21 protein-coding genes are annotated in these 19,721 nt (G+C 36.7%); 7 read left to right on the top strand and 14 right to left on the bottom strand.

What is annotated here, in order from left to right; translation table 11 throughout:
• Positions 1–8 precede the first annotated feature (8 nt).
• Positions 9–497, top strand: coding sequence for a CotY/CotZ family spore coat protein (locus QBK89_RS02300; RefSeq protein ID WP_284139396.1), 489 nt, complete (start codon positions 9–11; stop codon positions 495–497).
• 88 nt (positions 498–585) lie between these two features.
• On the opposite strand, the gene QBK89_RS02305 is transcribed toward QBK89_RS02300, so the two are convergent.
• A complete protein-coding gene (locus tag QBK89_RS02305) occupies positions 586–1,149 on the bottom strand; it encodes a CotO family spore coat protein (protein WP_284139397.1) in 564 nt (187 codons plus the stop codon).
• A gap of 172 nt (positions 1,150–1,321) precedes the next feature.
• Entirely contained in the window at positions 1,322–2,680 is a 1,359-nt protein-coding gene (gene mgtE / locus QBK89_RS02310; protein WP_284139398.1) for a magnesium transporter, read from the bottom strand.
• A gap of 217 nt (positions 2,681–2,897) precedes the next feature.
• Between mgtE and QBK89_RS02315 the strand changes: the two genes are divergently transcribed.
• Both QBK89_RS02315 and prpE read left to right on the top strand, forming a co-directional pair.
• On the top strand, positions 2,898–4,076 hold the full coding sequence (locus tag QBK89_RS02315) for an FtsW/RodA/SpoVE family cell cycle protein (protein WP_284139399.1): 1,179 nt from the start codon (positions 2,898–2,900) through the stop codon (positions 4,074–4,076).
• 134 nt (positions 4,077–4,210) lie between these two features.
• The gene (gene prpE, locus QBK89_RS02320; protein WP_284139639.1) at positions 4,211–4,957 is read left to right on the top strand and encodes a bis(5'-nucleosyl)-tetraphosphatase PrpE; all 747 of its coding nucleotides are present in this window, start codon (positions 4,211–4,213) and stop codon (positions 4,955–4,957) included.
• 58 nt (positions 4,958–5,015) lie between these two features.
• Here the strand turns inward: prpE and QBK89_RS15085 are convergent, their stop codons facing one another.
• From QBK89_RS15085 to yjbM, 5 genes are all read right to left on the bottom strand, one after another.
• Positions 5,016–5,288, bottom strand: a complete 273-nt coding sequence (locus tag QBK89_RS15085) for a GrpB family protein (protein ID WP_349774619.1) — start codon at positions 5,286–5,288, stop codon at positions 5,016–5,018.
• Positions 5,189–5,536 (bottom strand): GrpB family protein, encoded by a 348-nt coding sequence (locus QBK89_RS15090; RefSeq protein ID WP_349774617.1) that lies wholly within the window; start codon positions 5,534–5,536, stop codon positions 5,189–5,191. Before QBK89_RS15090 ends, QBK89_RS15085 begins: the two co-directional genes overlap by 100 nt.
• Before the next feature lie 39 nt (positions 5,537–5,575).
• On the bottom strand, positions 5,576–6,460 hold the full coding sequence (locus QBK89_RS02330) for an RluA family pseudouridine synthase (protein WP_284139400.1): 885 nt from the start codon (positions 6,458–6,460) through the stop codon (positions 5,576–5,578).
• A 64-nt stretch (positions 6,461–6,524) separates the two neighbouring features.
• Positions 6,525–7,328: an NAD kinase gene (locus QBK89_RS02335; protein ID WP_284139401.1), complete on the bottom strand. Its 804-nt coding sequence runs from the start codon at positions 7,326–7,328 to the stop codon at positions 6,525–6,527.
• 74 nt (positions 7,329–7,402) lie between these two features.
• Positions 7,403–8,017, bottom strand: coding sequence for a GTP diphosphokinase (gene yjbM / locus QBK89_RS02340; protein WP_284139402.1), 615 nt, complete (start codon positions 8,015–8,017; stop codon positions 7,403–7,405).
• A 141-nt stretch (positions 8,018–8,158) separates the two neighbouring features.
• Here yjbM and QBK89_RS02345 point away from each other — a divergent pair, with 141 nt between their 5' ends.
• The 4 genes from QBK89_RS02345 to QBK89_RS02360 all read left to right on the top strand — a co-directional run bounded on the left by QBK89_RS02345 (position 8,159) and on the right by QBK89_RS02360 (position 10,581).
• A complete protein-coding gene (locus QBK89_RS02345; protein WP_284139403.1) occupies positions 8,159–8,731 on the top strand; it encodes a CYTH domain-containing protein in 573 nt (190 codons plus the stop codon).
• Between the two features lie 83 nt (positions 8,732–8,814).
• Positions 8,815–9,195: a globin domain-containing protein gene (locus tag QBK89_RS02350; protein ID WP_284139404.1), complete on the top strand. Its 381-nt coding sequence runs from the start codon at positions 8,815–8,817 to the stop codon at positions 9,193–9,195.
• Positions 9,196–9,213: 18 nt separating this feature from the next.
• A complete protein-coding gene (locus tag QBK89_RS02355; protein WP_284139405.1) occupies positions 9,214–10,107 on the top strand; it encodes a ClpXP adapter SpxH family protein in 894 nt (297 codons plus the stop codon).
• Between the two features lie 294 nt (positions 10,108–10,401).
• Positions 10,402–10,581, top strand: a complete 180-nt coding sequence (locus QBK89_RS02360) for a hypothetical protein (protein ID WP_443089741.1) — start codon at positions 10,402–10,404, stop codon at positions 10,579–10,581.
• Between the two features lie 103 nt (positions 10,582–10,684).
• Here QBK89_RS02360 and pepF read toward each other — a convergent pair whose 3' ends face one another.
• The 7 genes from pepF to QBK89_RS02395 form a co-directional block, all read right to left on the bottom strand.
• The gene (gene pepF / locus QBK89_RS02365; RefSeq protein WP_284139406.1) at positions 10,685–12,499 is read right to left on the bottom strand and encodes an oligoendopeptidase F; all 1,815 of its coding nucleotides are present in this window, start codon (positions 12,497–12,499) and stop codon (positions 10,685–10,687) included.
• A gap of 212 nt (positions 12,500–12,711) precedes the next feature.
• Positions 12,712–13,902 (bottom strand): competence protein CoiA, encoded by a 1,191-nt coding sequence (locus QBK89_RS02370; protein ID WP_284139407.1) that lies wholly within the window; start codon positions 13,900–13,902, stop codon positions 12,712–12,714.
• A 131-nt stretch (positions 13,903–14,033) separates the two neighbouring features.
• Positions 14,034–14,723, bottom strand: a complete 690-nt coding sequence (gene mecA, locus QBK89_RS02375; RefSeq protein ID WP_284139408.1) for an adaptor protein MecA — start codon at positions 14,721–14,723, stop codon at positions 14,034–14,036.
• A 323-nt stretch (positions 14,724–15,046) separates the two neighbouring features.
• Entirely contained in the window at positions 15,047–15,442 is a 396-nt protein-coding gene (gene spxA / locus QBK89_RS02380; protein WP_284139409.1) for a transcriptional regulator SpxA, read from the bottom strand.
• 373 nt (positions 15,443–15,815) lie between these two features.
• A complete protein-coding gene (locus QBK89_RS02385) occupies positions 15,816–16,409 on the bottom strand; it encodes a GNAT family N-acetyltransferase (protein ID WP_284139410.1) in 594 nt (197 codons plus the stop codon).
• Between the two features lie 233 nt (positions 16,410–16,642).
• Positions 16,643–17,893 (bottom strand): MFS transporter, encoded by a 1,251-nt coding sequence (locus QBK89_RS02390; RefSeq protein ID WP_284139411.1) that lies wholly within the window; start codon positions 17,891–17,893, stop codon positions 16,643–16,645.
• A 364-nt stretch (positions 17,894–18,257) separates the two neighbouring features.
• Complete coding sequence (locus tag QBK89_RS02395) at positions 18,258–19,625, bottom strand: uracil/xanthine transporter (RefSeq protein ID WP_284139412.1); 1,368 nt, start codon at positions 19,623–19,625, stop codon at positions 18,258–18,260.
• Positions 19,626–19,721: the final 96 nt, after the last annotated feature.

Consider the following 19,721-nt stretch of genomic DNA (forward strand, 5'->3'; position numbering starts at 1 on the left):
ATTCATTCATGGGTTGTGGATGTGGTAAAGATTTTAAAACTGGCCAATGTGTATGTGACATTCTAAAGGAAATCGAGGCCGCTCAAAACGATGTTGTAGAGAATTGTTGTACGACAAGCTGTGAGCAATCAATTAGCGATCTATTAGGAGAAACTGAGCCAGGTAATGGCTTAGACACGGTACCAATCATTCTTTATTGCAAAGACTCCTGTAAGCCATTTAAGGGCTTCGGTGCTTTGCCAAACAGTGCTGACAACAGTACAGGTCCGATAAAAGCAAGCTTCTTATTCCGTGTAAAGCGTGTCGATGATGATTGCTGTGCTGTAATAGAATTAATTAAATCTGCAGATGAAAATACACCTTGTAAGCACCTTGATGATCCGTGCAAGCAAGAAACAACTAATTTATACGGAACAGGTATTTGTATCACAGTTGATCTACACTGCTTCTGTCACGTTACTTGCTTACCAGCAGTTTCTCTTTTTGGTAACGCATAGTCTTCCTTTATTCCCATTGCAACGAGCCCCCCTCATTGCAATGGGGTATTTTATCATGCTTCCATTTTCCACAAGCGAATGAATGCTATTAAAATCCTAGCATTCGTACTTGCTGTGCAGCCTCAAAAGGAATTGTTATCGTTTGTGTTCTTCGACCTGTTCTCATAGTAATGCTTTCACCATCAAAATCAGTGATTACCCCGCGATACGTTTTCTCTTCTGTTTTTAACTCGCAGCGCATCTTTGGAATATGGCTAGGCGTCCTAGCAAAGTATTCTATACGTTCTTTTAATGTCATTTCTTTAAATTTTTTATTTTGCTCATAGCCTTCCACATGCGGATCAGAATCAGATTCAGACTCTATGTCTTCTTCGACGTGCTCTACAGCTGCTGTATTCGTTTCCTTTTCTTCTGTTTGCTGTGGTTTTGTAACGTTTCCTAAAGCAGGTCTTTTACGGACTGGCTTTGGCTCCGTATTCCTTTGTTTTTCTATTTCCTTTGTATTAGGACTGGATGGTATAGAAATCGGTTGTACGGTTTTTCTTTCCTTTTTTGGTGTTACATATTGATGTTGCATACGCGCCTCTGGCTTTACAACCTTTGGCTGATTAATATACAATAACGGGTTTTTAGCGTAACGTTCTTCGCCCATTCTTCTCTCTCCCTTTGTTTAAAGTTGACACTCTAGTATATGTAGCAATTTTTAAAATTGTGTTCCTGCCTATTTACAATCCTTATGAATACAATTCTGTACAATGAAAAAAGCTCCACCACCTTAGCTAAAAGCTATGGCAATGGAGCAAATCATCAATAGAATGAGCTTATTATATTAACAGATTCATAAACAATGTAGCCATTCCGAAATAAATTAACACGGAAATAATATCATTAATGGTTGTAATAAATGGACCTGAGGCTACAGCAGGGTCTATTTTCAAACGATCCATTAAAATGGGAATTAATGAACCGGTTAAGGTCGCTACGATCAGTGTCACCATAATAGAGAAGCCGACAAGTAAGCCTAAAAACAATTGATCCTTCCATAGAAAGATAACGAGGGCGATGACTATACCAGATACAGAGCCAGTAATAAGGCCGGTAGCCCCTTCTCGAAGAATTAACTTTAGCTTTCCACCTTTTCCATATTCACCAGTAGCAAGCCCTCGTACAGCAACAGCAAGTGCCTGTGTTCCTGTATTTCCTGCCATCCCAGCAATGACTGGGATAAAAATAGCCAATACAGCTACCTTTTGCAGTGTATCTTCAAATTGACTAATTAAGCTTGCGGTTAGCATTCCAAGAAACAACAGAATAATTAACCATGGGAGCCTTTTTTTCGCTGCAATAAATGCATTCTCATCTGGGCGATCTACATCTGATACCGCTGCGAATTTCGAGTAATCATCACTTGCTTCTTCTTCCATAACGTCTAAAATATCATCAACAGTAATAATACCGAGTAAATGATTTTGAAAATCGACGACAGGTAACGCTAAAAAGTCGTAATCACGGATCATTTGCGCAACATCTTCCTGATCCTTGCCAACAGATACATAAACAACCTTCTCGCTCATTAAATCTCCAATTATCGCATGATCATCCGCAATAATCAGATCACGAAGAGAGATTACTCCAGCTAACCGTTTATCTTCATCAACGACATACAAATAATAAATCGTTTCTGCTTCTGGCGCTTCTTTTTTAAGCTGGAGCATCGTCTCCTGTACGGTTTTCGTTTTATCGATTGCGACAAATTCTGTCGTCATAATACTTCCGGCAGTTTTTTCTTCATAGTGGAGAAGCTGTTTGATTTCCTCTGCTGCTTGTTTATCCATGATGGTTAGAAAGCTTGCTACTTTATCCTTTTCCATTTCATTAAGGATATCTACAGCATCATCTGTAGCCATTTCCGCTAACACTGCTGAAGCAAATCGAGGATCCATTTCCGTAAAAAACGATGTTGTATCATCTAATTCAATATGCTCCATCAATCCTGCTACCTCTAGCGGAGATAAATAGGCATATATTTTCATTCGATAGCTTTCTATTTGTTCCATAAAGTACATCGCTTGATCATAGGGATGTAAATCTAAAAAATCCTGTCGAAAAACACCAATGTCATCATTCACTAAGGCATAATCGAGATTTTCTAGACTTTGATTTAATCTATCATTGTTTTCCATTCTATACACATCCTTTCAAGCGTTTATGCTAAAACACCTATTAGTTATACCATACATTAAATATGTTGTCATACAAAATTTTTAAATTGAAAGCGGTATTTTCTACTGAATTCGTACTCTTTTTAAAAAGACACTTAAAATAATGTTGGAAATCGTGTAAACTAAAGCATGGAGGGTTCTAAAAAAATCCATCAATTAGAGAAAGCAAGGTTAAAAAATGAACCAATCAAATCATACAAAATTAAATTTAGATAGCACACTAATTTTCATTGTTATATTGTTAGGTGTAATTAGTGTTTTTACGATATATAGCATTGAACCAACCTTACCAGCTAAATATGAAGGCTACCATTTTCCAATAAAGCAAGCGGTATGGTATGTGTTGGGCGGAATTGCGGTGATTTTCGTCATGCTTATTGACTATGACCGTTTTAGACAAATAACCTGGTGGCTATACGGGCTTGGCATGGTCCTTTTGCTCATTCTATTTTTCAACTTTCCTTCATCCATTGTTTATGAAGCAAACAACGCTGTCAGCTGGATAAAGTTTCCTGTTCTCGGAACAATCCAGCCAGCAGAGATTATGAAAATCTTTTTAGTACTTGCAATTGCTGACGTCATTACCCGCCATAATCATAAATACGTGAATCGAACAGTGCATAGTGATCTAGGCCTACTCGTTAAAATTGCGATAGTTTCCCTGCCACCAATGGGGTTAATTGCAGTACAGCCAGATTTGGGCGGGTTTCTCGTGTTAGCAGCTATTGCTAGTGCAATGATTCTCGTTTCAGGTATTCGCTGGCGAGTTATTTTTTCTATAATTGGAGTTGGTATAGGCAGTTTAGCCGTTTTATTTGTTGCTTATAAGCTGTTCCCTGGATCTATAGGGACATTTCTAGATGAATCCGTTTTTAATCATGTCGCAAGTCGTTTTTATGGGTGGATTGACCCCGAAAAATATCCTGATTCAGGCTTCCAGCTTGTTTATGCAATGCTCGCTATTGGCTCAGGACAGCTTTTCGGCAAAGGCTTGCACACATTCGAAGTCTATATTCCTGAACGACATACGGATATGATTTTTACAGCAATTGCTGAACAATTTGGCTTTATCGGAGCAAGTGTTGTCATTACACTGTTTTTCCTATTAATTTACCGTATGATTCATATTGGTATCCAAAGTAATGATAGCTATGGGAGTTATTTAGTTACCGGACTTATTGGTATGTTTACGTATCAAATTGTTCAAAACATCGGCATGTCCATCCAGTTGCTTCCGATTACAGGGTTGCCGCTTCCGTTCCTTAGCTATGGAGGAACCTCAACATTAACGTATTTAATTGCGATTGGTATTGTCTTAAATGTGCATTCCCGTACCCGAACATTTATGTTTGATTAATTCGGAATTTGGCATACTAATAGCAGGATTAGTAATACTCAGCTCTGTTTACTTAACAACCCGTTTTAAAAATGTTAACTTATTGGCCTGTTCCTCTTCCTAGGAGCAGGCCATTTCGATAGGAGGAGTTGAAAATAAAAGTTGATGTAATTGGTGATGTCCATGGTTGCTATAACACGCTTTGTCAGCTGTTTGAAAAACTCGGCTATCAGAAGCAAAAGAAAATATTTGTTCACCCTGATGGAAGAATCCCGATCTTTTTAGGTGATATTACAGATCGGGGACCAGAATCGATGAAAGTCATTCAACTCGTCTATGCGTTAGTCCACATTCATCAGGTAGCAGCTTATGTTCCTGGGAATCATTGCAATAAGCTTTATCGCTACTTTCTTGGAAACAATGTAAAGATTCAGCATGGCTTAGAAACGACAGTTGCTGAATTCAAAGCACTATCACCGGATGTGCAACATACTATTCGCACGCAATTTATGGAGCTATATGAGCAGGCAGACCTTTATCTTCAATTGCCAAAGGTGAACGCAATAATTGCACATGCTGGTATTAAAGAAAGCCTCATAGGAAAAAAAGATAAGAAAACAGAGACGTTTGTACTTTATGGAGATATTACCGGGAAGTTCGATGAAGCTGGTAAACCAATACGTCGTGACTGGGCCAAGCATTATCATGGAGCAGACTGGATTGTATATGGTCATACGCCTGTACTTGAACCTCGATTTATCAATCAAACAGTAAATATAGATACAGGCTGTGTTTTTGGAAATGCGCTAACCGCCTTTCGTTTACCTGAAGAATCAATCGTTTCCGTACCTTCTTCCCTTCCTTTTGTTCCAGAAAAATTTCGGTCATTTCCAAACCATTAACAAAAAAAAGCCTGTTTCTTAGAGAAACAGGCTTACATATTATGCTATTTCATACTGCTCAACGTACTGTCCAATACCATTTTAGTGCTTCGTCTTCGATTTTCTTTACTAAAGAGTCTTTTCCATTACAATATTGTTCTGAGTCAAATGGGTATTGCATTGCAAGCTGGTGCTTTAATTCTCCATATTGTTCAGCTATCTTTTTATGTTCACAAAGGAAATCTCTAAAAGCTACATGTCGTTCGATTTCTCCGATATTGGTATACTTATAGGCATGAATATGGTGCGTGCGTTCTTGATTCCCCTTGTAAAAAAATCTTCTTCCACGAATGCCATGTTCCCCATAACCGCATAGCCGGCATCTGAAAAATCCTTGGAAAACGTATCTAGCCTTTCAATGCTTTGAACGACAAGCAGCATATCAATGATAGGTTTTGCTTTGAGTCCAGGTACCGACGTACTACCGATGTGAACACTGCGTATCAATTCTTTTTGAAGAATCTTCTTTACAAGTGCTTCTTCTTCTCTATACGTACCTCTCCAGCTTGAATCATATTCTACAACCGAAATAAACCGCAACTTTATTCCCCCATTCATATCAAGAACTTACAATTAACTTCAAGGGCTATTTTTCAATAACGCTTCCATATCTGTTGGCATAGCTGCTTGAAAGGTAAGCTCTTTTTTTGTAAAAGGATGTTCAAAAGCAAGCTCTCGGCAATGTAAGGCTTGGCGTTTTATTCGTAAGGTACTTCCACCATATAGATCATCACCAGCAAGTGGATGTCCGATAGAGGAAAAATGCACACGAATTTGATGGGTTCTCCCCGTTTCCAGCACGATATCAAGAAGCGAATGCGTATCTTTTTCGGCTATCACCGTGTAATTTGTAGCAGCCTCCTTCCCATCTTCTCGCACCTCTCGTTCGATAATGGAACCTTCTTTTCTTCCGATTTTCGTACGGATACTGCCTGATTTACTTTGTAAAACGCCTTCTGCAATAGCTCGATATTTTCTATGTATATGTCCAGCAATTTGCGAATTACTAAGAAGCGAGTGCGCATAGCGATGCTTGGCAATAAGTAACAATCCAGATGTATTTCGATCTAGTCTCGTAACAATATGAATGGTATAAGGGATATTTTTCTGCTCATAATAGGCTAATACTCCATTAGCAATCGTTAGCTCATTTTGATTTAGCGATGGAATGGTAGCGATTCCTGCTTGCTTATTAATGACCAAAATCGCTTCATCCTCATACACGATATCCAATGGGATAGCTGCTGGATTCATATATGCAGCTTTTTTTTCAATTGGAAAACGGATTGAAAGCTCATCCCCTTCTGCGAGAGGCTCATTCACTTTCTTGATTTCTCCATTAACACGTATCTCCCCACCTTCAAACTTAATTGCTTTTATAATTCGCCTCGAAAATGCATGCTCTATTCGTAAATAATCACGAATAAGCATGCCACCTTGTTTTTTATGAATTATCCATTTCAACCTTAGTCACCTGCGATTATGAGAAATTTCCCAATATTACTTGAATATTTCTATAAACTTCCGCTTAGATTTTATCTTCTGTTACAAAGGAATCACGAACTCTGTTCCAAAATGGGAATGGACGGAAGCGAGCAAACCGAATTTTTTCCTTTGCTACGCGACATTGAATTGATTTTACATTCGTATAATTTAATGTGATATGATCGATTGTCATTAAAAAGCTTCGTTCCACCATCGGCTTTAATAAACATGTATGATGCTTTGGCAATATTAACGGAGATCCTATCGTACGGAATACGCGATTATTAATCGATGCCATTTCTGTTAACTGGATTGCCTCGATGGAGGGATGAATAATTCCGCCTCCAAGTGCTTTGTTATAAGCAGTACTTCCAGATGGAGTTGAAACACATAGTCCATCCCCGCGAAACGTTTCAAAATGCTCGCCTTTAATTTCCACGTCAAATACAACAGAACCTTCTGATGTTTTTATCGTTGCCTCATTTAATGCAAGGTGCCTATCTTCTTTTCCACCAGCGTGCGAACGAATAATCACCTCAAGTAATGGATATTCTACGATTTGAAAAGGCGTTTTTGCGATTTCAATAATTAAGCGTTCAACCTCATCAGGTAACCAGTCTGCATAAAAACCAAGGTGCCCGGTATGCACTCCAATAAAAGCTGTTTCTTCGAGGCGGTGAATATAGCGATGAAATGCCTCAAGTAAAGTGCCATCGCCTCCAACAGAAATGACGAGATCTGGTTCATTTACATCATATACGAGGTCAAAATCCGTTAAATATTGCTTTATTGTTGCCTTAATTTGATTCGAACGGCGATCGCCTTTTGATACGATTTTAAATTTCATTCTGTCATCCCCTTTTGTCACCATGCTACTAGTATGTAATCTTTTATGTATCCATCCTGTTTTCTTGTTGAATCTTAATTCCGTTTTCGATGAAAAATGCGTTGTGCTTCCTGTACTTCATTTTTAATTTTAGACATTTCTTCGTCAAGCTTAAATGCAGCTTCTGCCGCAAGCTTCAAGCGGAGTTTAATTTGCTCCGGAATTCTTCCCTTATATTTATAATTCAATGAATGCTCATTCGTTGCCCAAAAGTTCATTGCTAATGTACGAATTTGTATTTCGGCAATCACATTTTTTCTACCATGAATCGTTTCAACCGGATATTCAATCACCATGTGAAAAGATCGGTATCCACTATCCTTCTTTTCTGTCACATAATCTTTTTCTTCGATAATAATAAGATCTCCTCTAGAACGGAGCATATTGACAATCGTATATATATCATCAACAAACTGACAGACAACACGTACACCTGCAATATCCTGAATATCTTTTTCAATTCGATTTAATGGGATTTGCTTTTTTTCGGCCTTTTCCAAAATACTTTGAATTGGCTTTACCCTTCCAGTTATAAACTCAATTGGAGAATGCCGTGATTCATATTCAAATTGTGCACGCATTCCTTTCAGCTTTACCTTTAATTCTTCCACGACCTGTGCGTAAGGAGCAAGTATTGCTTCCCAATTCATATTACACACCACCTAATATCGGATTTCAAGTATCGTCCTTATTTTACCATAATGATCTGAAAAGGATAATCTTTGCATATTTCTTTCAGATTCGCCATAATCAATATTAATTCAGTAGTCCAAGCATGTGGAGGCAAACGTATGGCACAAGAAATTGAAATTGAATATAAAAACTTACTTACAAAAGAGGAGTTCGATCGATTATTATTCGCCTTCCCTTTTCCAGAACAGCCCATTATCCAAACGAATCATTATTTTGAAACAAGGAACTTTGCTTTAAAAGATAGACAAAGCGCACTGCGTATTCGTGAAAAAAATGGTAAATATCAGCTAACATTAAAGGAACCTGCTGCAGAAGGGCTTCTTGAAACGCATGATTCGTTAACAAAAGAAGAAGCAGAGGATTGGCTTAAAGGAAACATCCGAGGTCAACATCATACCGCAAAGCAGCTCGTCAAGCTAGGAATATCCATCGATGAGCTTGTTTATCATGGTAGCCTCGTGACAGCACGTCGTGAATGTAAGTATAAAGATGTTTTACTCGTTCTTGATTTTAGTACGTATCATGGAACTTCCGATTATGAATTTGAACTCGAAGCCCCTAACGCACAAATAGGACAACAAGCATTCGATCAAATCCTCACACATTTGAATATCGAACATCGAACAACACCAAATAAAATTCAGCGCTTTTTTTCTACGCTTCGTTCCTAATATTCATGGACGCTAATCAGATAAGTTGCCCATGACAAGTTACGTTGCTACAATATATACAAACTAGTTAAGGAGCCATATGAATGAAAGAAGCTGGCACAATATATGAAGCAATAGGTGGTTGGGAGACGGTTGGAAGACTCGTTACTGCCTTTTATAAACGTGTAGGAAATCATCCACAATTAATACCTATTTTTCCAAACGATTTAACTGAAACAGCACGAAAGCAACGATTATTCTTAACACAATTTTTCGGTGGTCCGAAGTGGTATACCGAAGAACGTGGTCATCCAATGATGCGAAGGAGACACCTGCCATTTGCAATTACTCCTTCTAGAAGAAATGCATGGTTAGCCTGTATGGAAGCAGCACTTGCGGAAGTAGAAATTGAAGAACCATACCGTACCGCAATCTTTGAAAAATTAAGCATGACTGCTAACCATATGATGAACACACCAGAATAATCAGAAAGGAGAATCGATGTGAGTTGGAAGCAGACTGAGCTAAATAGCTCAACAAAAACAAACACATCGCCTCAATATAGCTATTTTGATTTTGTTCAAAAACCAATTGAAATTTATGTATTTATTGACCCTTTGTGTCCAGAATGCTGGTCATTGGAACCATATCTCAAAAAACTTTCTATCGAATATGGGCGCTTTTTTACGATTCGGCCTATTCTAAGCAGCTATGCAAATCCACTAAATAAAGACCATTTTCAACAACCCAAAAAATTAAAAGAAATTTGGGAGCGTACTGCAAAACGGACTGGAATGAGCTGTGATGGCGATCTATGGCTGGAAAATCCGATTTCATCTCCTCGAATTGCTGCCATAGCAATAAAAGCGGCTGAACTACAAGGAAAAAAGGCAGGGCGCGTTTTTCTAAGAAAGGTTCAAGAAAGCCTATTTTTAAAAAAACAGAATATATCAGATGAACGTGTTTTAATTGATTGTGCACGTGAGGCAAGGCTAGACATTCATGAATTTAGAAATGATCTTCATTCTACTTCTGCCAGAAAAGCACTTCAATGTGATATTAAACTGACTAATGAAATGGAAGTTGATTATATTCCTACAATGGTATTCTTTAATCAACGGATCGATGAACAAGGCATTAAAGTTTCTGGTCTTTATCCATATGAAATCTATGTACGTGTTTTAAATGAAATCTTGCAAAAACGTCCAATTCCATCTGAAAAACCACCTTTAGAAGATTTTGTAGCCTTTTATCATATGGTCGCAACAAAAGAAATCGCTGTTGTTTATGACTGGTCGCTTGCAAAAGCCGAGCGCGAAATGAAAAAACTTCAATTAAAGCAAATCGTGAACAAGATTCCAGTAAAACACGGGACATTTTGGCGTTTTATTAAATGAAGATATAAAATCAAAAAAAATGAAGGATATACGTTTTCACGTATATCCTTCGTTTCTCACTTCTTTGTATTTAAACAAAGGGGGATGGGAGAAAGATTCATGATCAAACAAAGGGGTTTTGTTTGTGATTCATCTCACATTTATATAATAACAAGTCCTAGCATTACTTTCAATAGCTTTGCTCATGTATTCACAAAAATGTCACTTTTTTTGTTCACTTAGTCACAATCCTTCTATTTTCTTTCGTACATGCATAGGATATTCATAGAACTGGTTAAATGAGGAGGATGTTTTATGCGCGAACTTATGCCTTTTCTCTTTCTTACGTTAACAATCATTGCCTTCTTTCTTAACATACTCGGATTAATGCGATTAATTCCACTCTATATTACACTCCCACTTTTGTTCTTTTCGATTTATTTCACCATTTATACCTTTACACATAAAAATGCATATCGTGGAAGAATGCGCTAAAACAACTTGATATATATCGATAAAAAAGAATGACTGCTGCAACACAGTCATTCTTTTTTTTAATAGGCTTGCTTTCTCAGTTATTGTATACTCAATTAGGAATTTATCCTTTTAAAAGGAGTTTCTCCATCTCATCTAATTTTTCTTCAAAAACAGCGAGTGCATCTAGAATAGGTTGTTTGGAAGTCATATCCACACCAGCTTTTTTCAATACTTCGATTGGATAATCACTGCTTCCAGACTTCAAGAAGTCGAGATAACGATCAACCGCACCTTCTTCTTTTGTTAAAATTTTGCTTGCCAGCGCTGTTGCTGCCGAATAACCAGTAGCATACTGATAAACATAATAATTGTAATAGAAGTGCGGAATGCGTGCCCATTCTAACCCAATTTCTTCATCAGAAACAACCCCATCGCCAAAGTATTTCTTATTTAAGTTGTAATAAATCTCCGTTAATTTGCCAGCGGTTAACGCTTCTCCACTTTGAGCATGCTTATGAATTTCATGCTCAAATTCTGCAAACATTGTTTGACGAAATACAGTGCCTCGAAATCCTTCTAAAAAGTGGTTCAATAAATATAGCTTTTGTTTTTCATCGTCCACATGCTTCAGCATATAATCATTTAGTAATGCTTCATTACAGGTTGAAGCTACTTCAGCTACGAAAATAGAATAGTTTCCATAACGATAAGGCTGGAATTTTCGCGTATAATAACTGTGTACAGAATGCCCTAATTCATGAATTAATGTAAATAAATCATTCACATTATCCTGCCAATTAAGCAAAATGTATGGATTTGTACCATATGCACCAGATGAATACGCGCCACTCCGCTTTCCTTTATTTTCTTCTACATCAATCCAACGATTTGCATAGCCTTCTTTTACGATATCCGTATATTCCTGTCCAAGCGGTTCTAGGCTATCGATTACATATTGCTGTGCTTCCTCGTAAGATATCTTCATGTCAACATCCTTTACGAGCGGTGTATACATATCATACATATGAAGCTCATCAACTTCTAATACTTGCTTACGTAGTTTCGCATACCGATGAAGCAAGGGGAGCTTCTCGTTAACTGCGGCTACCAAATTATCATACACTTCCTCGGGGATGTTATTATCATCTAAAGCTGCTTGACGAGCAGAATCATAATTCCGTACCTTAGCACTAAAATTATGGGTTTTCACATTTCCAGAAAGTGTGGATGCAAATGTATTTTTAAAGCTTCCATATGTTTGATACATTGCTTTAAATGCTGCTTCACGGACGTTACGATCCTTCGACTCTAGGAACGTAATAAAACGACCGTGTGTAAGCTCAACCTCTTCTCCATCTGCATTTTTAATGGTTGGAAAAGATAGATCAGCATTATTCAGCATACTAAAGGTTTGTGATGGAGTAGATAACGCATCCGACGCTTCTGCCAAAATTGCTTCTTCCCGCTCACTAAGCACATGTTCGCGCTGTCTGGTAATTTCTTTAATCGTATGCTCATAACGCTGTAATTCCTTATTTTCCTTTAAAAACCCTTGGAGTTTATCTTCTTCAATACTTAATAATTCCGGGACGAAAAAGCTCATTGCACTAGATGCGAGCGTCAATAAATTATCTGCCTTTGCATTCATTGCTTGATAAAAAGAGTTGGTTGTATCTTGATCATAACGCATATGTGCATATGTATAGAGCTTTCCTAGCCGCTCCGATAATTCATCCTGAAGCTTAAATGCTTCATATACCGTTTCAGCAGATTGTGCGAGCTTTCCTTTAAACTTTTCTATCTTTGGAAAGTCTTGTTTTAAGCTTGCGAATTCAGTTTCCCAATGTTCGTCTGTTGCATAAATATCTTCCAATCTCCATGTCAGTTCTTCTGGTACATCACTTCTCTTTTGAAGTTCATTCGTTGATTTACTCATATTCATTCCTCCTCTTATACGATTGTTAGACTTCATTTTTGTCTAACATCATTTCTACCTTTCATCACTTCATATCCCTTACAGATCCACATATGAAAACCTTATAGAGGTAATTTTACTTTATCCATTCTATTCTTTCAAAATATAACACTTCGGATCTCGAAATAATATTCATGAATATAGTTTTTACCTTCTCAAAAATGTCAGCATCTTTATATAGTATGACTGTTTTCTTGAGAATCATGCTTAGTATTTCGTTCTAGCGTTCGTAAATAGTGCATTAAAGAACGATCAGCATAGACTGCCTGTTCAACATGTTGATGAAATTGCAGCGGTTTGATTTTTTCGTATATTCCATGTGTCTTTTCCTGTAGGAGGCCGAGAGTGATTAATATCTGAAGGTATGCATAGATAGGAGAAGCTCCAGAAAGTATTTCATGAGGGTTTAAGAGGTTTTTACAAGCAGTAAGGGAGAAGCAAGCTCCTATTGGAAGTGGTTCTATAATCGATAAGCAAATTCTGCTTTGCCAGTCCCAAAGTGGCCGATTGATCACATGTGCATGTGGAACAGGTAGAAAAACAACAGAAGGTAAATGTTCTATCGACGTTTGGTGTTTATACAGCCATGTTAGCCATTGACCAGCCTGTTTTCCCACACCTCTACCACCATATAAACGAAAGCGATATTTTTCTTTTTCCCATTTCCTGTACAATTCTTGCTTGTCTACAAATGTGTTTAATAACATCGATTGCAATGACAGCTTATCTAAACTAGAAAATTGAAAATGGGCAAATGCACTTGTTTGATTAGAAAAATAGAGATCATTTACACGTAGAAATTGTTTTGAATTCGAACAATAAAAAAATAGCTTCGTAGGATGCTCCTGCTTAAATTGATGAATAAACAATCGAGTATTTGCATTAATCTTCAGTTGTTGATTCCTTTTCCTTTGTAATCGATTTCCTCCTAATATCCATATAGGCGTAATTCCAATTCGCTGGTAACCAAGATTTCGATGTCTAAATTCTTCGGAGGAAATGGTTGCACATTGATATTCAAGCGCAATATGCTTTTTGTTAATGGATAGGAAAATATCTGGGCGCTGTGATATTTCACGAAGGTAAACTTCAAGATTGGGCTTGTATCCTAATGATTGTAGCCATTGGTAAAGCTGAAGCTTGCCCTGTTCATGGTAATAACCCTCTCCAATATGGTGAGTGTGACAACGTTTTGTGGATTGGTGTGCAAAATGAGGAATCACGTGAGAGCCTGCTTTAATAAGCACTTCTTGTTTACAAGCTGGACAATAAAAGCGGGTCGTCTTGCGAAGCTGATTAATGTCATTCTTAGCAAGAGTAGCTAAAATAACTTCCTTCCCGTGTTCTGACAAAGCTTGTAGCATTGGGGAAACCACCTCCTGCCTTAATCTATTCGACACCTTTTACTGCTTTTCCTTCTTTTCATTTACACCCATTAGAAATTCGTCTTGTCCATTTTATAGACAAAAAAAATAGATACCTCTCTATTAGGTATCTATGGCTGTACCGGAAAATAATTCCTGACTTGTGCAAATGTATCTTCTGCAAATATTAAAGTTCCATACTCATCTAACATATGAATTGTCGTGTCTGCGTCATCCGCAAACTCCAGTACTCTACTGATTAAGTCTTCTTGACGATCCTCATCTTCCACTTCTTCAGCAAATTCTATATACAAAAAGTATTTATTCTCATAGTGGTAGAGAACTGATTTCATATCATCTTTTACATCTTCAAAGGAATGACTTAATTGAATGACGTCTTCAAAGCTAGCAAAATCAACGATAAGCCAAAAATTTCCCGTATCCTCTTCTGTGTCATTATCTTCTGTCACATTCTTATTATCTAACTTTTCCTCTAATAAACTCTCTACCTTCTCATGAATAGAAATATCAATCATATTTCCATCATCGGTAGGAATCTCAAGGTTTTCTCCATTTTTAGACATCTGTGCTTTTGTTACAATGATTTCAAGTCCCTTTTCCATTGCTTGTACTTGTATCCATAATGGACCTTCTACATTGAAATCCTCTTTATAATTCAGTTCTTCCATCATTTGCCAGAATAACTGTTCACTTCGCTCACGATTGTACCAAATCTCTTCTCGATTAAAGCCGCGATCTTCAATATCCATATAAGATATATAAAACTTGATCGTATTTTCATTAATTCTTTCTATCTCCATCTTCTTCTCTCCCTTCATCACTTCATTCAGGTGGGAGTTTCTTCACCCTTTATTTTTTGAGGATGTCATTTTTATCTATATCCCTGATTAGTTCCTAGTATTGTAATTAACTATTTCCATTATTGTATGTTTCAAAACCATACTAGGAAAATGTATACGCCTAATTTATATAGATTTAAATAATAATTTTAAAGGAATAAACGTAATTTGTCATCAAAAGAAGCCAAAAAAGATATGATAAATTTGTAAACGAAAATAAAAGCGCAGATCTACCAACTGTGATCTCCGCTTTTTATTTTAACATTGTCCAAGATAGCTGACAATTAGTTGACCATGCGCTGTGCTTCTCGTAACTGAAATGTGCGAACTGTTCTTGGAAGGAAACGACGAATTTCATCTTCATTATATCCAACCTGCAATCGCTTCTCATCAAGGATGATTGGTCTTCTTAACAAACCAGGATTTTGTTGGATTAAGTCGAACAACTGCTTTAATGGCAATTGATCAATATTCACATCCAACTTTTGAAATACCTTGGACCTTGTTGATATGATCTCATCAGTTCCATCTTCAGTCATGCGCAATATTTCCTTTATTTCATTCAATGTTAAAGGTTCGGAGAAAATATTACGTTCTTTGAACGGTATGTCATGCTCTTCCAACCACGCCTTTGCTTTCCTGCAAGATGTGCAACTTGGTGAGGTATAAAGTGTTACCATGAAACTTCACTCCTCATTCTATGTCTATATTTACTTTCATAAATACTCACATTTGTTCATTTTTCTAAATAATAATTACTTTAAATAACTCTTATTGTAAGTATACTATATTTGTCAAGTAAAAGGTAGGGGATTTCAAATAAAAATCGATAATTTTCTAAACGTTACATTTGATTTTCACTTAATTGTAACATTCCCCAAATAAAGAAAGAATAAACACCTCCTTTGAAAATATTTTCACCAGATATTTTAGATAAAGTTTAAAATCAGCACTTCTTTTTGTAAGGGGAGGCAAAACATAATTTAGAACTCCAATGTAAATTGAAAAAAGACCTATCCTATTCTCAATAGGACAAGTCTATAATTCCTCTCTTTACGCTTTTTCTGGCACATTTAAGTTTTCTAATAAATCGTCTGTATCTCTATTTTCATCATAGCTTAACACTTCATCCACATGCTGATAAGATTTTCCATATATTTCTTTATCTTTATACGTATGAATGGCTTCATACATTTTTTTCATTTGTTCAAATATCATTTCTTCTGATTCATCATTTGGAGACCAATATAAAATCTCCATGGGTGTTTCTTCATTGGTTGCTAAAGAACGTCGATTATACCCAATTGATTGCGCATGAGAAAAATCTTCTCTTTTATAAAAACGAAGCCGTTTTTCAGTATCTGAATCCTCGTAATCAATCGGTTCAACTTCTAAAATAATGGGCTTCTCTTTCTTTTTTAGCTTTTCAATTAGTTTATGACCAATACCTTGTCCTCTTGCTTGTGAAGATACCCATAAATAGTCAATAAACAGAAACGTTTCAAATTCTGCATACATAAGGACATGATATTTCCCTTCATCCTTATAATAAACGTCTCCTTTTTCATCCAAGAGGAGTTCCATGTGTTCTCTTGATTTCATTTCTTCCACAGGAAAATACTGATTTAACTTTTCATACCAATTCATTGATCTACTCCTTATATTTGTAGTCGGTTTTTATTATAACGAAAGATAGTCACTTTGTTAAATGAATGTGTAAAAATAATCCAAACACCTACATTTCGACTCGAATAAATAATTCATACTTATAACCTATGTACAATCTAAAGAAATAACCCTCAAATTGGAAAACAACGAAAAAGCGAGTGAATGAACAATATGTCCACTTACTCGCTTGTTAGTACTTCAAGGTCTCAGTGTTAAGCTTGAGCCTGCTCTACATTTGGTCGGTTATCTTCATTGATAAAGATACTAGCAATCGTACCAATTACAAGAAGTCCCGCTGCGAAATAAAAGCCTGTGTTTAAGCTACCAGTAATATCAGTAAGGAAGCCAGTAATGTATGGGGCTAAGATAGATCCACACATACCAATAAAGTTGTATACGCCAAAGGATGTACTATAAGCGTGCTTTGGTGCATTATCAGCAACTACAGCAACTAGTACTGGGTTTGTACTAATTTTACCGAAAATACCGTACCCGATTAATGCGATATAAAGTACTGTCATGCTATCAAATGCAACGATAGATATAACAGCCAATATGGAAAGTGGAAGCATTACGAGTAATACTGGACGGCGTTTTCCCATTTTGTCAGCAATCCAACTAAATAAGATAGAACCTGGAATTGCAGCCCATGGTACAAGCGAAGAAACAAATGCAACAGATCCACCTGTAATGCCACGTGCATGCTCAAGGTAATATGGAAGCCATGTAATGATTACAAAAAAGCCATAAATCGCACAGAATATTGTAATGTAAGCCATAATTAAGTTTCTATTTTTAAATAAGTCTCCAAGTTTAACTTTATTTTCAGCTACCTTATCAGCAGCTCGTTCATCTTTTGTTTTTGGCTTATCTTTAATGACCCACCACATTGCAAGGCCAATCAAGATAACGAGTACACCAATAATGTAAAATGGTGTTCTCCAGTCCATGCCCCAAACATCTACTGTATAGGTTGAAATGTAATACCCAATCGATGTACCAAAAGCCATCCCACTATTTATAATTGCACTACCTAATGTTATTCGCTTTGTAGGAATTGCTTCAGAAGAAAGTCCGTATTGCGGTCCATAATAGAACCCTTGAAAAATACCAACCATTAACCATGCTGCCATAAAGTAAAAGAAAGTAGGCATCATTCCTGTAATAATTGCAAATCCACCGAATAGAATAACCCCAGGAATAAGGACACGTTTTTTCCCTAACTTATCTCCTAATATTCCAGATGGAACATTCATCCCTGCATATCCTAAAAAGAAAATACTCATAATTAATCCAAGCTGCGCATTTGTTAGCCCAAAGTCTACTTGAATGTTGTCCATTAGTGGATTTAAAATCGTTCGCGTTGCATACAACGCAACCCACCCTAATGTAAATACAATAACAACTTTCACCCAATATGGTACTAATGTTTTTGATTCGTTTACTACATTTTGTTCTGCCATCTTTATTTCCTCCTAACCGTATTGTTGTGATAGATAGCAAATAAAATGATTCCTAACCTCAATAAAAGCATACGCTAATCAACATTACAGGCGAATAAAATAAGATTTACTTACATTACAAAAACATTAAAAATAATTATTAATCTAAAAAAATCCTACATGAAAAAACGACAAAAAGTGGATGAGTAAAAATATGTATATTTGTATCAATATCTGAACAACACCAAAGCAATTAAAAAAGGTTCGCTTTCCCCGGGCACGGCCACCACTACTCGGAATAGAAAGTTTAGAGCTTTTATACAAATAAAAAATCGTGCCCCAAGGACAATGACTATGTCAAAATCCCGAGACACGATGTTATTATTTAATGAGCTCCCTCATTACTAATTTCTTGTGTGATATTCCCTACGCTTTCCTTATCCTTTTCCTTTGCAGTTGCAGGCGCATGATCCCAATTCACCATGTTTTCCATCATAATTGCGACAATCGTTCCCATTAATAAGCCATTTGAAAGTAAAGGACGAAGATATCCAGGTAGTGATTCAAATACTTCAGCAGGAAGAGTCATCAAGATGATTCCTAAAAACAACGGAATACCCGCTCGATATAAATTGGATGTCGTAAATTTCACCTTTACGAACCAATCCATTGACGATCCAAACAACTGAACATATGATACAAACAATACCGCACTACCAATACTTAAAGGTAATAACGTAAAGAAATATCCAACCTGTGGAATAATACCCATAAATAAAAACATGACAGAGCCGAAAATATACGGCATACGTCTAATCATCCCTGTTTGTTGTAAAAATCCAATTGATGATACAAACGGAGAATATGGTACTAAGCCTAGAAAACCAGAAATGATACTCATTACCCCAGTGATTACAAAGGAATTGCGATAGTCTCCACTTGTAGGCTCATCATTTTCATAGATAAAATTACTTCCCTTAATGGAACCATATTGTTTAGACAAATTGAGTATACCAGTCACAACAGCTGTAATAATAATTCCAATGTTCCATGCTGGCTCTCCTAATGGGAAAACAGGCAATTGAATGGATACGGTTCCCCCACCAAGCTGACTTTCATTACCGAAAAGAACTGTAAATAAAGGCCATCCGATAACAATCCCGATAAGCATCGAATATTGAGCAATATTCGTTGGCGCTTTAATTGTAATAATTAATACAAATGCCGCAATAAAAATTGCTAATAATCCAACTCCAATATTGATTGTCGCTTCTCCACCAGAAATTCCTAGCATTCCTTTAAAGAAAGTGATACAGAGAGAGACGCCAAATAGAAACATAAATACGCCCATAACGCTAGGATTGAATAACTTTTCTAAATAATAACCAAAACCAGTAACTCCTACAAGAATCGTTAAGATACCTGATATAATAACACCTACTGTTAAGCTTCCTCCAATAACATCTAAAGGAACCCCTTGTGCTGCAGAGATAGATGTAAGTGCTAAAATAACTCCCCACCATAATCCTGATGGGCCTGACATTATAGGCCTACGATGTCCAATCACTGCTTGCAATATACTAGCTATAGCCCCTAAAATAAATGAAAACTGCATAATACTAACAATATCACTTTGTGGCAACTTATATGCTGCGCCAATAGTAATCGGTACAACAACCGTATTTACGAACATATACATTAGCCACTGTACGCCACCAAGCCAATTTGATGAGTCTAATATTTCCTTCTTCATTTCGTTGTTCACTTCCCCTATGTTGTATTCGTTTTAAAAAATTAATAAGTTCATGATGTTCAACTAGCTACAACGCTATATTTTCTTATGGTGTCG

It is taken from the genome of Virgibacillus sp. LDC-1 (assembly GCF_030137545.1).
GTDB lineage: Bacteria > Bacillota > Bacilli > Bacillales > Amphibacillaceae > LDC-1.